This is a genomic window from Pseudomonas fluorescens (genome assembly GCF_902497775.2).
Classification (GTDB): Bacteria; Pseudomonadota; Gammaproteobacteria; order Pseudomonadales; family Pseudomonadaceae; genus Aquipseudomonas; species Aquipseudomonas putida_F.
In genome coordinates, this window is the sequence record NZ_OZ024668.1 from 1,870,138 (window position 1) to 1,883,698 (window position 13,561).

Below are 13,561 nucleotides of genomic sequence, written 5' to 3' on the forward strand. Positions count from 1 at the left end.
TGATGAGACCGGGGGGCACAGGGGTTATCGCGGGGCAAGCCCGCTCCCACAGCCTGTGTAGGCGCGGGCTTACCCCACGATCAGGTTCATGCAGTCGGTGGCTTCTTGGCGGCCCTGGGCTTTTTCGGCGCCACCGCAGCGCTGGCCGGCTTGGCCTTGCTGGTGCTGGCCGCCGGCGCCTTGGCGGGCTTGCGCGGCGTCACCTTGGGCGCCAGCGCTTCGGCTTCGGCGAGCTTGCGCGCCATGTCCCAGTGCCGCTCTTCCTGGCCTTCGGGCTTACCTTCCGACTCCCAGATCTGATAGGCGAATTCACGGATACGTTTTTCTTCGACACTCATCTCTACGCTCCTGAGGACTTAAATAGGTTCAATGAACAGATTGACCGGAAATTCCTTGAGTACAGTGCTCAGCCACAGTTCCTTTGAGGCTGTGACTGCGGCTGTGGCAAAAAGTCCCGAGCAATTGGCAGGCGACAAGGCAAACGGCAGGACCAACCGGGTATCGTCCCAGTTCTGTGCCGGGATCAGGGGAATGGGTGACTGTGCAAGCAAGCCCCAGGCCAGGCGCGGCACCACGACAACGGCGCGCTCGTCGGCGCTCACCCGGGCAAACGCCAGGACCCGGTCGGCGTGTCTGCCGCGCACTTCAAGGGGCAGGTACTGACCGCGCAGGAACAACTGCGGGTAGTGTTGACGCCGCTCCAGCACCTGATTGATCAGCACCTGCTTGACCCGGCCACTGCGCCAGTCCTGCAGCAGCTGCGCGGTTGTGGTGCCGTCCGCCAGGGCGTGGCGGCGTCTGGCAAAATCCACCGGGCGGCGGTTGTCCGGGTCGACCAGGCTGAAATCCCAGAATTCGTTGCCCTGATAGAGGTCGGGCACCCCTGGCGTGGTCATGCGCAGCAAACACTGCACCAGGCTGTTGAGGGCACCCGCGCAGGCGATCGCCTGCGCCGCCTCGGCCAGGGAGTGGCGCAACTGCTGGCTGCTGCGCTCCAGCAGCAGGGTGTCGATGAAGTCCAGGCAGGCCTGTTCATAGGCCTTGTTCGGTGCGCTCCAACTGCTGCGCAACTTGGCTTCGCGCAGGGCCTTGCGCTGCCACAGGCGCAGGCGCTCGGCATAGGCTTCAAGCGCCAGCGGATCGTTCTCGTCGAGGGTCAGCGGCCAACTGCCGAGCAGGGTCTGGTACAGCAGCAGTTCATCCGCAGCGCCCGGTGCCTCGCCGTCGGCCAGGCTGCTGCGCAAGGGGCTGGCAAGTTCGCACCAGTGTTCGACCCGGCTGGCAAACCAGCTGCTGCGCTCGCTGAGCACCGCCAGGCGCGCACGGGTATCTTCGCCGCGTTTGTGGTCGTGGGTGGCGGTGGCCAGCAGGTTGTCCGGGAACTGCTCAAGGCGCTTGAGGCAATGCTGATGGAAATCCTCGACCGGGGCGCTGAAGCGCTCGGCATCAAAGCCGACATCGTTGCGCGACAGCAGCAGGGCCGAGCGGTAGAACGCGGTGTCTTCAACGGCTTTGGCGGCGGTGGGCGAGGTCAGTTGCTCAAAGCGCACACAGGCGTGGCGCAGGTGCTTGCGCGGTCGGCCTGGCGGCATGCGGCGCCAGGGCTCGCCGCCGAGCCAGCGCTGCAAGTAGTCGAGCACCGGCCAGTCGGCTTCGCTCAGGCACTGGCGGGCACCGCGCACTGCCTGCTGGAAGAACGCTTCATCTTCTGCCGGGCGCCCGCAGGCATTGATATAGGTGCGGTACACCGGGTAATGCTCGATCAGCGCCTGCAGCGCCCGGCGAATGGCGCCCAGGGTCAGGTCGCGACTCATCAGGTCGTCGCGGGCCACCTGCAACAGCGCCTGGGCCACCGATTCGAAATCGCCGGCCAGGCTGGCGTTGAGGATCTGCTGGCGGGCCAGGCGCACTTCCTCGGTAAAGTCCGGGCGATCGCTCAGCGCGCTCCACAGCGCCGCCAGTTCCGCTTCACCTTCCGGATCATGCTGCAGTAGCGAGGCCTGGTTCATGAACTCGTAGCCAGTGGTGCCGTCAACTTGCCAGTCGCGGTGCAGTTGCTCGTCGGCGCCGAGGATCTTCTCGACATAGATCGGAAAGTGTTCCAGCGCCGCCTCCAGCGGGCGTTGGGCCAGCAGCCGGTCGACCCGCCGGCGCAACTTGCGACAGTAGCCGCGCGGGTCGGCCAGGCCATCAATGTGGTCAATGCGCAGGCCGTCGACCAGGCCGCGGCCGATCAGCTCGAAGACCTTGCTGTGGGTGGCCTCGAACACCGCTGCGCGCTCGACCCGCAGGCCGCCCAGTTCGTTGACGTCGAAAAAGCGCCGCCAGTTGATATCGTCGCCGGCGGTGCGCCAGCTGGCCAGGCGATAGGGCTGGCGTTCGAGCAGCGCGTGCAGGCGCTTGAAGCCCTCGGGCGTGCGGCTGTCGAAGGCGCCCAGCAGATCATCCAGGGGTTGCTGGCGGGACAACGCCGCAAGCTCAGCCAGCAGTGGCCTGGCCCGCGCCGGCGCATCTGCTCCACTGCGCAGGGCGCTGAAGCGCGTGGCCAGTTCCTGCAAGGCGGCGCCACCATGGGCGAGCACTGCGCCATAGTCGGCCGGGCAGATCGGAAAACGGTGTTCATGGTGCTGGATATGCAACTGGCCAGTGGCGGCATCGAAGCGCAGAGGAATCTCGCCACCTTGCAGCATCGCGCCGTAGTCACTGGCCAGAAACGGCAGCAACAGCTGGCCTTCAAGCAGCGGGTCGGGCGAGTGCCACTGGATATCGAAGAACTCGGCATAACGGCTGCGCCGGCCCCAGGCCAGCAGGTCCTGCCACCAGGGGTTGTCGCTGCCGACCGCCATATGGTTGGAGACCATGTCGAGGATCAGGCCCATGCCGTGCAGGCGCAAGGCCGCCACCAGGCGTTCCAGCGCCGCTTCGCCGCCCAATTCCGGGCTGACCTGGCCGGGGTCGACCACATCGTAGCCGTGTCGTGAGCCAGGGCGGGCGCGTAGCAGCGGCGAGGCGTACAGGTGGCTTATCCCTAAGCGGGCGAAGTAGGGCACCAGCGCCGCCGCATCGTCGAGGTCGAAGTCGGCATGAAACTGCAGGCGCAGGGTCGCGCTCAGGGCTTTCATCGGTCACGCTCCCAGGCTTGTTCGCGGGCTTGGGCCAGCAGCTCCAGGCGCCGCGCCGCGTCCTCGTCGTCGAGCAGGGCGGTGGCCGGCAGGGCAAAGCGCCGGCGCCAGTTCGGGTGGCCGTCGACGGTGCCGGGCAGGTTGGGTTGCTCATCGGTGCCCAGCAGGTCTTCCAGCGGCACCAGCACCAAAGGCGTGCGGGTATGGCCGAGGTAGCGGATGCTGGCATCGATCAGGGCGTCGCTGTCTGCCAGGGCCTGGCCGTAGTTCTGCTCAAGAATGCGCCGCAGGCCCTGGCGCTCGTGCTGGCGGGTTTCGCGCCAGTGCCGTTCGGTAATGCCGTCGATCAGGCTCAGGCGCTGGTTCCAGTCGATATCGCGGGCCTCAAGCCAACCGGCCAAGGGCGGCAGGTCGTGGGTGCTGGTGGTGGCCAGGGCGTTGTCGGGCCAGTCGAGAATGGGCTTGAAGTGCCCGGGCGGGTCTTGCTCGAACAGCAGCACGCGCATGCCGAGGATCGCCCGCGCGGCGAGCTTTTCGCGCAGGCCTTCGGGCACGGTGCCGAGGTCTTCACCCAGCACGATAGCCTGGTGGCGCACCGATTCCAGGCTGAGCAGGCGCAGCAGGTCATCGAGCGGGTAGTGCAGGTAGGCGCCCTCGGCCGGGCTTGCGCCTTGGGGGATCAGCCACAGGCGTTGCAGGCCCATGACATGGTCGATGCGCAAGCCGCCGGCATGGGCGAAGTTGGCCCGCAGCATTTCGATGAAGGCGCGGTAGCCGTTGCGCCGCAGGCCTTCGGGCGAGAAGGCGCAGATGCCCCAGTTTTGCCCGGCGCGGTTGAGAATATCCGGCGGGGCGCCGACATTGAGGCCGGCCAGCAACTCGTCCTGGCGGCTCCAGGCCTGGCTTCCGGCGCCGTCGGCCCCCACTGCCAGGTCAGCGATCAGGCCGATGCTCATGCCGTTGCTGCGCGCCGCATCCTGGGCGCGTTGCAGGCTGCGTTCGATCAGCCATTGGCAGAAGGCATGAAACTCCACCTCTTCGCTGTGCTGGCGGGCGAAGGCGTTGATTTGCGGGCTGTGTGGGTCGTGCCAGGTGGCGGGCCAGTTGCGCCAGTCCTGGCCGATATCGCGCTTGAGTGCATGTTCCAGCAGCACCTCGAAGCGGCAATGGCGCTCCAGGGCGGGACCGGCGTGCTGGCGGTAGCTGTCGAAGTCGGCGAACAACGGGTGCTCGCCGGCGATGAAGTCGCGATACAGCGCGCGTAGCAAGCGCTGGCGAAACGAGGCGGCTTGTGGCCAGTCGATCAACGGCAGTTGTTCAAGCTGCTCCAGTGGCCCGTGCAACTGGCAGGCTTCGATGGCCATGCGCACGGCGCGGTCACCGAGCAGCGCCGCAGGGCTGGCATAGAGGCTGTTGAGAAACAGTCGGCTCGACGGTGAATAAGGGCTGTAGCGCTGGCTGTCGCTGGCAAACATGGCGTGCAGCGGGCTGATCGCCAGGGCATCGGCGCCGCGTTCGGCGGCGCTGCGCACCAGCGCTTCGAGGGCCAGGCAGTCGCCATAACCGCCATCGTCAGGACGGCGCAGGCTGTACAGCTGGGCGCTCAAGCCCCAGCAGCGCGGTGTCGGCGTGTCGAGGGCATCGGCGATGCTGTAGCAGCGTGTTGGCGCGACGGCCAGGGTGAACGGCTGGCGTTCGATCTGCACCTGGTGATAGCCGATCGGCAGGCCGGCGGGAAGCCTCGCCTGGTCATCCAGTTGCAGCTGTTGTTGGCTGCCATCCTCGAGCAGCACCTTGCACGGCATCGACGCAGGGAAATAGCCGTTCAGCTCCAGCGCCAGGCCCTGATCAACCGTCAACAGCGGCGGTAAATGGCGGGCATCGTGGGCGGTGAGCAGGGCCTGGATGCTGGCTTCGATTGCCGGTGCGCTGTCGGCCGGGTGGCCAAGCCCGGCCAGGACCCGCTGCAGCGCCGGGTCGCTGACCCGCTGGGCGCGGCCGTTGGCGTCGATCCAGTCCACGGCCAGGCCCGCCAGTTCGGCCAGTTGCTGCAAGCGTGGGTCAGTCATGGGCAGGCTCCGCAGGGGTGGTCGGCTTCAGGCTGACCAGGGTGGTGTAGGGCGGCAATTGCCTGGTGCCGACGCTGGCCTGGCTGCAGGTGAACAGTCGTGCAGCGCTGTCGGGCAGCTCGGCAACTTGCACGGTCGGGCCCAGGTTCAGGTCGATACGCAGCTCGTCGCCGCTTTGCAGTTGCCAGCGCACCGTCAGCGCTTGGGGCCCTAATACCCGGGCGCCGAGGGCCTGGATGCCAGGCAGGTTGGGGACGATGCAGCGCGCGCGCAGGGCCAGCAGTTCACGGTAGAACTGCAGCCAGGGTTGCTGGTATGACTCAGGTGCCAGCGGCCGTGAAGCGTTGAAGGTATTGGCGGCATTGGGGTCGGGGATCCGCGCCCGGTTGGCAGCGTCGGCGAAGGCGCTAAAACCTGCAAACTCGGCCCGCCGGCCTTCGCGCACGGCATCGGCCAGTGCGTCAGGGTGATCGGTAAAAAACACGAAAGGTTGCTCGCAGCCCCATTCATCGCCCATGAACAGCAGCGGAATCATCGGTGCCAGCAGCAACAGCGTTGTGGCTGCGCGCAGGGCCTGGGGCGGGCACAACTGGTTCAGGCGCTCGCCGAAGGCACGGTTGCCGATCTGGTCGTGGTTCTGCAGGAACAGCACGAATGCGCTGGGTGGCAAGTGCCCGCTGGGTTCACCGCGAGGGCGGCCGTTGCGGTCGGGCTGGCCCTGAAACACGAAGCCCTGGCTCAGGCAGCGCGCCAGTTTGTCGATGGTCGACTCGCTGTAGTCGGCGTAGTACGCCTCCTGCTCGCCGGTGAGCAGCACGTGCAGGGCGTTGTGGCCGTCGTCGTTCCACTGCGCATCGAAACCCTGTTCGAGCAGGTGCGCCTGGTTGTGCTCGTTCTCAAGGTTCAGCCATACCTGACGCCCCGGGGCGATTTCGCTGCGCACCCGGCGTGCCAGTTCGGCGAGGAAGTCCGGGTCGTCGATGGCATGCACGGCGTCCAGGCGCAGGCCGTCGATGCGGTAGTCCTGCAGCCACATCAGGGCGTTCTCGATAAAGAAGTCGCGCACCTGGCGGCGGCGAAAATCGATCGCCGCGCCCCAGGGGGTCTGACGATCCTCGCGAAAAAAACCGCTGGCGTAGTGGCCAAGGTAATTGCCATCCGGGCCGAAGTGGTTGTAGACCACATCCAGCACCACCATCAGGCCATGGCCGTGGGCCTGGTCAATCAGCTCACGCAACTGCTGCGGGGTGCCGTAGCTGTGCTGCGGGGCGAACGGCAGCACGCCGTCATAGCCCCAGTTGCGGTCCCCGGGGAACTGCCCGAGCGGCATCAGCTCAATCGCAGTGATGCCAAGTTCCGCCAGTGTCGGCAAGCGCTCGATCACCCCGGCATAGCCGCCGCACAGGCCGACGTGCAGTTCGTAGATGACCGCTTCATGCCAGGGCCGTCCGCGCCAACCCGGGTGCTGCCAGCGATAGGCGCCAGGGTCGACCAGTTGGCTGGGGCCGTGCACGCCTTCGGGCTGGTAGCGCGATGCCGGGTCGGCGACTGCCAGGTCGGCGTCGATCCGATAGCGGTAACGATCACCGGCCCTGCACGGCAAGCGGCCGACGAACCAACCGTCAGCCTGCGCCTGCAAGGGGTGCTGCGCGCCCGCCTCGAACTCGACGTCCACCCGCTGTGCGTCCGGCGCCCACAGGGCAAACCGGGCGCTGTTGCTGTCCAGCATCGCGGCCCCGTGGGTCGCCTGTTCCTGTGACCTCAAGGGCATACCTGCCACCTCGCGTTCAGCGTGGGGTTACACGGGCGTTTTCCACCAGCTCCTGATAAAGACGGGCATAAGGTTCGACGGCCTGGCACCAGTTGAACGGCTGAGTCATGGCCAGGCAGCGCATGGCGTTGAGCAGGTTCTTTTTGCCGTACACGTAAAACGCCCGGCTCAAGGCCTCGCGGTAGCTGTCGACAGTGGATTCGTCAAACAGAAAACCGGTGACGCCATTCTCGATGGTGTCGGCAAGCCCGCCGGTATTGCGCGCCACCGGCAATGAACCGAAGCGCTGGGCGTACATCTGGCTCAGCCCGCAGGGCTCGTAGCGCGACGGCATCAACAGGAAGTCACTGCCGGCAAACATGCGCCGGGCATCGGTTTCATTGAAGCCGATGCGCACGCCGATCTGCCCGGGATGGCGCAGGGCAAGTTCGCGCATGGCGTGTTCTTCTTCCGGCTCGCCGCGGCCGATGATTGCGATCTGGCCGCCTTGGCGGACGATGTACTCGGCCACGCCCAGGGTCAGGTCCAGGCCTTTCTGGTAGACCAGGCGCGAGACCACGGCGAACAGCGGTCCGGTCGAAGGCTCAAGGCCAAACAGCTCGCGAACCTGGCGGGTGTTGGCCGCCTTGCCGTCCCAGTCGTTGAGGCTGAAGGGGTGGGCCAGGTGCGGGTCGCTGGCCGAATCCCAGCTCTCATCGATGCCATTGGGAATGCCGCTGAGCAAGCCTTGCTGGGCCTTGCTGGCGAGAAAGCCATCCAGCCCGCAACCGAACGACGGCGTGGTGATTTCCCGGGCGTAGGTGGCGCTGACCGTGGTGATGTGGCTGGAGTAGGCAAGGCCGGCCTTGAGAAACGACAGCTTGCCGTAGAACTCCATGCCTTCCTGCTGCAGGGCATGGTTGGGGATCGCCAGCTCCGGGCAGCAGGCGCGGCTGACCACGCCCTGGTAGGCGAGGTTATGAATGGTGAACAGGGTCGGGGTCTGCAGGCCGCGCCAGTGCATGTAGGCCGGGGCCAGCCCGGCTGGCCAGTCGTGGGCGTGGACCAGGTCGGGCTTCCAGTGGACCATGCCTTCACCGGCGGCGATCTCCGCGGCGGCCAGGCCCAGGCGGGCGAAGCGGATGTGGTTGTCGGGCCAGTCGCGACCGTTGTTGGCCCCATAGGGTGTGCCTTCACGCTGGTACAGCTCGGGGCAGATCAGCACATAGATGACCAGGCCATCGGCCACGTCCATGCGGCCGATCTTGCACGGCGGCAAGGCTGCGTGGCCGCCCAGCTCGCCAACCAAGTGAATCGGGTTGTCGCTTTCCAGTACTTGCGGGTAACCGGGGATCAGCACCCGTACATCGTGCAGGTGACGCATGGCCCGTGGCAGCGCCGCCGAGACATCGCCCAGGCCGCCGGTCTTGACCAGGTCGGCGATTTCCGAGGTTACGAACAACACTTTGCGTTTATGCGAAGAATGTCTGGTGTCAGCACCCTGTGCCTTGGCTGTCGGCGTGAAATCCGCTGCAACCAGCGGTTCACGCGTGTCCGGGGTGAAATGCTCTGCATGAGGTTCGACAGCGGCACTGATCATACTTCTCTCCGTCCCTATGTTGTGCGAGCGTGGGCGCCCGTTGTTGTTTCTCTGCTGGTACTTCTCTCTGTAAGTGGTCTTGCCTTGCGTTCCATGCCCCGAAGCCAAGCGCACAAGCGCTACGCAAGCCGGCGTCCTGCCGACGGCGTGGTGACGATATGGGGTGGGTGGGCCGCGTCCGTTGAAGCGGAATCGATGGCCTACTTAGTTCCTGACCTACCGCGTTTGCAGAAGTTTCGACTTTTTTTAGTCGAGTTTTCCGGGCGATGTCTGGCCGAATACTGAGTGTAGGAGAGAAATCGGAGAGAATGTGACCCATTGGTCACTTTATGCGGGGCGACGCGGGTTTCTACGATGGGGCCCCGCAGTGTGACGACACAACCGTGGGCAGGGACGCTCCAAGCGTCGGACGGCGCATTCGGAAAAGGCGCCGTCGTGCACGTCGGCAGGCCGTTTTGCACCGCCGACAGTTAGGATGCTCAGGCGCGGGCCGGCACCTGGCCATCCTGGACTTGCTGCAGCAGCAGGTTGAGCTTGGCGACTTGCTGTTGCAACTGGTCGCGTTCTTCTTTGAGGCGACGCAGCTCGTCGCGGTGAACCGTCACGTAGAGGGTCTGGGCAGGCATTTTCGGCAGAAGGGTTCCCATTGCACACCTCGCATAGGGTAGGTCGTTTTTCTAACAGCGTAGCTGCTTGATCGGCGGCGATTCTGAATTCTTTTGTCACTCATGGGAACTTTTTTGTTTCTGGGTGTCTTGCCGTTCGTCGCTGAACCAAGTGGGCGAGGGCTGGACTAACCTTGAAGGCCTGAGCCGGTATTTTTCAATCCAGGGGAGCATCGCACATGCAATTGGGAATCGTGGGGCTGGGCCGCATGGGCGGCAATATTGCACGGCGCTTGATGCGTGGCGGGCACCGCATGGTGGTGCATGACCGTGATCGTCAGGCGGTGGAAGCCCTGGTCAAGGAAGGCGCCAACGGCGCCCACGACCTTGGCGCGCTGGTGGGCAAACTGGAAAAACCACGGGCGGTGTGGGTGATGCTGCCGGCCGGTGAGCCGACCGAGCAGACCATCGCCCAGCTGGCCGACCTGCTCGACGCCGATGATGTGATCATCGACGGCGGCAATACCTTCTACAAGGACGACATGCGCCGCGCCAGCGACCTGGGCAAGCGCAACCTGCACTACATCGATGTCGGCACCTCGGGTGGCGTCTGGGGCCTGGAGCGTGGCTACTGCATGATGATCGGTGGCGAAAAGGCCGTGGTCGACCGGCTCGATCCGCTGTTTGCCACCCTGGCTCCCGGGGTCGGCGACATTCCCCGCACCCGCGGCCGCCAGGGCCCGGCCGAGCGTGCCGAGCAGGGTTACATTCATGCCGGCCCGGCGGGCGCCGGGCACTACGTGAAGATGATCCACAACGGCATTGAGTACGGCCTGATGCAGGCCTATGCCGAAGGTTTCGACCTGCTCAAGAGCAAGGGCAGCGATGCGTTGCCGGCCGAACAGCGCTTTGACCTGAACCTGGCCGAAATCGCCGAAGTGTGGCGCCGTGGCAGCGTGGTTACCTCCTGGCTGCTCGACCTCACCGCCGATGCCCTGGTGGCCGATCCGCAACTGGGCGGCTACAGCGGTTCGGTAGCCGACAGCGGTGAAGGGCGCTGGACCATCGATGCAGCGGTGGAGCAGGCGGTGCCGGTGCCGGTGTTGTCCAGTGCACTGTTTGCCCGCTTTCGCTCGCGCCAGCAGCAAGGCACCTATGCCGACCGCATGCTGTCGGCCATGCGCTTCGGCTTTGGTGGTCACGTCGAGAAGAAAGCCGAATGAGCAAAACACACATCGAAGCGGCCCCGCCCTGCAACCTGTTCCTGTTTGGCGCCAATGGCGACCTGGTCAAGCGCCTGTTGATGCCGGCGCTGTACAACCTCAGCCGCGACGGCCTGCTCGACAAGGGCCTGCGCATCATTGGCGTCGACCACAACGCGGCCACCGACAGTGAATTTGCCGCCCGCCTGCAAGCCTTCATGCGCGAGCGTGATACGGCCCGCGAAGACGCCAGCAAGTGCCTGGATGACAAGCTCTGGGCGCGCCTGGCCAAGCGCATCGGTTATCTCACCGGCGACTTCCTCGACGAGGCCACCTACCAGGCCATTGCCGAACGCATCCGCAGCAACCCCAGTGCCAACGCAGTGTTCTACCTGGCCACCTCGCCGCGCTTTTTCAGCGAAGTGGTACAGCGCCTGGGCGCCGCCGGCCTGCTTGACGAAACCGATGGTTTTCGCCGGGTGGTGGTGGAAAAGCCCTTCGGTTCGGACCTTGCCAGTGCCGAAGCGCTCAATGCCTGCCTGCTCAAGGTCATGAGCGAAAAACAGATCTACCGCATCGACCATTACCTGGGCAAAGAGACGGTACAGAACATCCTCGTCAGCCGCTTTTCCAACGGCCTGTTCGAAGCGTTCTGGAACAACCATTACATCGATCATGTGCAGATCACCGCCGCCGAAACCGTCGGCGTCGAGAGCCGTGGCGCCTTCTACGACAGCACCGGTGCCTTGCGCGACATGGTGCCCAATCACCTGTTCCAGTTGCTGGCCATGGTCGCCATGGAGCCGCCAGCGGCCTTTGGCGCTGATGCGGTACGCAGCGAGAAGGCCAAGGTCATCGGTGCGATCCGGCCCTGGTCGAAGCACATGGCCCTGAAAAACTCCGTGCGTGGCCAGTACAGCGCCGGCAAGCAAGGGCGCAAGAAAGTACCCGGTTACCGCCAAGAGCCCCGGGTCGATCCCGACAGCAACACCGAGACCTTCGTCGCCTTGAAGGTGCTGATCGACAACTGGCGCTGGGTCGGCGTGCCGTTCTACCTGCGTACCGGCAAGCGCATGAGCGTGCGCGACACCGAGATTGCCATCTGCTTCAAGCCGGCGCCCTATGCCCAGTTTCGCGACACCGAGGTCGAGCGGCTCAAGCCCAACTACCTGAAGATCCAGATCCAGCCCAACGAGGGTATGTGGTTCGACCTGCAGGCCAAGCGCCCGGGGCCGGCCCTGGCCATGGAGAACGTCGAACTGGGCTTTGCCTACAAGGACTTTTTCAAGATGCAGCCGTCCACCGGCTACGAGACGCTGATCTACGACTGCCTGACCGGTGACCAGACGTTGTTCCAGCGTGCCGACAACATCGAGAACGGCTGGCGCGCGGTGCAGCCGTTTCTCGATGCCTGGAAGGAGGGCGGCGAAGTGCAGGCCTACGCCGCAGGCGAGGACGGCCCGGCCGCAGCGGATGAATTGTTGACCCGCGATCGACGGGTCTGGCACCCGATTGGTTGAGGGTTCACGCACAAAACTTCCGCCAGCGGCCGGCCAGTGCAGCCCCACAGCGCTTGGCTATCTACAACCAGTAAGTCACCGCCCACCAGCCCAGGCCACCCATGACCACGGTATAGGGCAACGCCATCCACACCATCCGCCCATACGACAGGCGAATCAGCGGCGCAATCGCCGAGGTCAGCAGGAACAGGAACGCCGCCTGGCCATTGGGCGTGGCCACGCTCGGCAGGTTGGTGCCGGTGTTGATCGCCACCGCCAGGGTTTCGAAGTGCTCACGGCTCATGCCGCCATTGAGAAACGCCTGCTTCACCTCGGTGATATAGATCGTGGCGACGAACACGTTGTCGCTGATCGCCGACAGCAGGCCGTTGGCGATAAACAGCATGCCCGGCTGTTGATCGGCCGGCAGCGCCAGTACCCACTGGATCAGCGGGGTAAATAGTTGCTGGTCATGAATGACCGCCACCACGGCAAAGAACACCACCAGCAGCGAGGTAAACGGCATGGCGTCCTGGAAGGCACGGCCCAGGCGGTGCTCGTCGGTGATGCCGGTAAAGGCGGTGATCAGCACGATCACCAGCAGGCCGATCAGGCCGACTTCGGCCACATGCAGGCCCAGGCCGATGATCAGGATCAGCGCTGCCAGGCCTTGCACCACCAGTGCGGCACGTTGCTGGGTGGTGCGCTGGGCGTCGTCTTCGGCGGCGTAGGCGGCCAGCACCTGGCGCACGTTGTCGGGCAGCAGGGTGCCGTAGCCGAACCAGCGCAGCTTCTCCAGCAGGACGCAGGTCACAAGGCCCGCGGCCAGTACCGGCAGCGATACCGGTGCAACCTTGAGGAAGAATTCTGCGAAGTGCCAGCCCATTTCGTGGCCGATCAGCAGGTTCTGCGGCTCGCCCACCAAGGTGCACACGCCGCCCAGGGCGGTACCCACGGCGCCATGCATCAGCAGGCTGCGCAAGAAGGCGCGAAACTGCTGCAGGTCTTCGCGGTGCAGGTGGGCGATCTGTTGGTCGCTGTCCAGGTCCGAGTCTTCCCGCGGATTGCCGCCCGAAGCCACCCGGTGATACACCGAATAGAAACCCACCGCCGCGCTGATGATCACCGCCGTCACGGTCAGGGCATCGAGGAACGCCGAGAGGAAGGCCGAGAGAAAGCAGAACAGCAAGGCCAGCAGGGTCTTGGAACGTACCCCGAGCAGGATCCGTGAAAACACGAACAGCAGCAGGTCCTTCATGAAGTAGATGCCGGCGACCATGAACATCAGCAGCAGGATCACCGGGAAGTTGTGCTGCAGCTCTTCATACAGCGCTTGCGGCGTGGTCATGCCCAGCAGCAGGGCTTCGATCATCAGCAGGCCGCCGGGCATCAGCGGGTAGCACTTGAGTGCCATGCCGAGGGTGAAGATGAACTCGATCACCAGCACCCAGCCGGCCACCACCGGGCCCAAGGTGAACAGCAGCAGGGGATTGAGCAGCAGGAACAGGCACAAGGTGGCCTTGTACCAGCGCGGCGACTGCCCGAGAAAATTGTGGGCCAGGGCGCCGGCCAGGGAGCGGGACATGAAAATGTATCCTTATGATTCAACAGCTGGGCAAAGTGCCGGATGTGGCAAGCAAGATCAAGAAGCGATTTCCTCAGCAGACCTAGCATTTTTGTCAGTTTCGCCGTATTTGCTTTTGTAGCGTAATAC

The 13,561-nt window shown here is 64.9% G+C and carries 9 protein-coding genes; 2 read left to right on the forward strand and 7 right to left on the reverse strand.

The genetic code is table 11. The features are described from left to right. Positions 1 to 86: 86 nt before the first annotated feature. The 6 genes from F8N82_RS08670 to F8N82_RS08695 form a co-directional block, all read right to left on the reverse strand. Entirely contained in the window at positions 87 to 338 is a 252-nt protein-coding gene (locus F8N82_RS08670; RefSeq protein ID WP_038994853.1) for a DUF2934 domain-containing protein, read from the reverse strand. Between the two features lie 18 nt (positions 339 to 356). Next, entirely contained in the window at positions 357 to 3,122 is a 2,766-nt protein-coding gene (locus tag F8N82_RS08675; RefSeq protein ID WP_038994854.1) for a malto-oligosyltrehalose synthase, read from the reverse strand. Next, positions 3,119 to 5,191 carry a 4-alpha-glucanotransferase gene (gene malQ / locus F8N82_RS08680; protein ID WP_150776890.1) on the reverse strand — a complete coding sequence of 691 codons (2,073 nt, stop codon included), beginning with the start codon at positions 5,189 to 5,191 and terminating at the stop codon, positions 3,119 to 3,121. Before malQ ends, F8N82_RS08675 begins: the two co-directional genes overlap by 4 nt. Beyond that, positions 5,184 to 6,962: a malto-oligosyltrehalose trehalohydrolase gene (gene treZ, locus F8N82_RS08685; RefSeq protein ID WP_052251435.1), complete on the reverse strand. Its 1,779-nt coding sequence runs from the start codon at positions 6,960 to 6,962 to the stop codon at positions 5,184 to 5,186. Before treZ ends, malQ begins: the two co-directional genes overlap by 8 nt. Before the next feature lie 16 nt (positions 6,963 to 6,978). Beyond that, complete coding sequence (gene glgA, locus F8N82_RS08690; RefSeq protein WP_038994857.1) at positions 6,979 to 8,541, reverse strand: glycogen synthase GlgA; 1,563 nt, start codon at positions 8,539 to 8,541, stop codon at positions 6,979 to 6,981. 479 nt (positions 8,542 to 9,020) lie between these two features. Next, entirely contained in the window at positions 9,021 to 9,188 is a 168-nt protein-coding gene (locus F8N82_RS08695; RefSeq protein ID WP_167336590.1) for a DUF6026 family protein, read from the reverse strand. A 197-nt stretch (positions 9,189 to 9,385) separates the two neighbouring features. Here F8N82_RS08695 and gnd point away from each other — a divergent pair, with 197 nt between their 5' ends. Together gnd and zwf are read left to right on the forward strand one after the other, a co-directional pair. Beyond that, positions 9,386 to 10,369, forward strand: coding sequence for a phosphogluconate dehydrogenase (NAD(+)-dependent, decarboxylating) (gene gnd, locus F8N82_RS08700; RefSeq protein ID WP_038994858.1), 984 nt, complete (start codon positions 9,386 to 9,388; stop codon positions 10,367 to 10,369). Continuing rightward, a complete protein-coding gene (zwf, locus tag F8N82_RS08705; RefSeq protein WP_038994860.1) occupies positions 10,366 to 11,868 on the forward strand; it encodes a glucose-6-phosphate dehydrogenase in 1,503 nt (500 codons plus the stop codon). The genes gnd and zwf overlap by 4 nt, the downstream gene beginning before the upstream one ends. A 61-nt stretch (positions 11,869 to 11,929) precedes the next feature. Here zwf and nhaB read toward each other — a convergent pair whose 3' ends face one another. Further along, on the reverse strand, positions 11,930 to 13,432 hold the full coding sequence (nhaB, locus tag F8N82_RS08710) for a sodium/proton antiporter NhaB (RefSeq protein ID WP_038994861.1): 1,503 nt from the start codon (positions 13,430 to 13,432) through the stop codon (positions 11,930 to 11,932). Positions 13,433 to 13,561 lie beyond the last annotated feature (129 nt).

Coding starts and splice junctions, on each gene's coding strand:
- F8N82_RS08670 (WP_038994853.1), bottom strand. CDS start 338: ATGAGTGTCGAAGAAAAACGTATCCGTGAATTCGCCTATCAGATCTGG.
- F8N82_RS08675 (WP_038994854.1), bottom strand. CDS start 3,122: ATGAAAGCCCTGAGCGCGACCCTGCGCCTGCAGTTTCATGCCGACTTC.
- malQ (WP_150776890.1), bottom strand. CDS start 5,191: ATGACTGACCCACGCTTGCAGCAACTGGCCGAACTGGCGGGCCTGGCC.
- treZ (WP_052251435.1), bottom strand. CDS start 6,962: ATGCCCTTGAGGTCACAGGAACAGGCGACCCACGGGGCCGCGATGCTG.
- glgA (WP_038994857.1), bottom strand. CDS start 8,541: ATGATCAGTGCCGCTGTCGAACCTCATGCAGAGCATTTCACCCCGGAC.
- F8N82_RS08695 (WP_167336590.1), bottom strand. CDS start 9,188: ATGGGAACCCTTCTGCCGAAAATGCCTGCCCAGACCCTCTACGTGACG.
- gnd (WP_038994858.1), top strand. CDS start 9,386: ATGCAATTGGGAATCGTGGGGCTGGGCCGCATGGGCGGCAATATTGCA.
- zwf (WP_038994860.1), top strand. CDS start 10,366: ATGAGCAAAACACACATCGAAGCGGCCCCGCCCTGCAACCTGTTCCTG.
- nhaB (WP_038994861.1), bottom strand. CDS start 13,432: ATGTCCCGCTCCCTGGCCGGCGCCCTGGCCCACAATTTTCTCGGGCAG.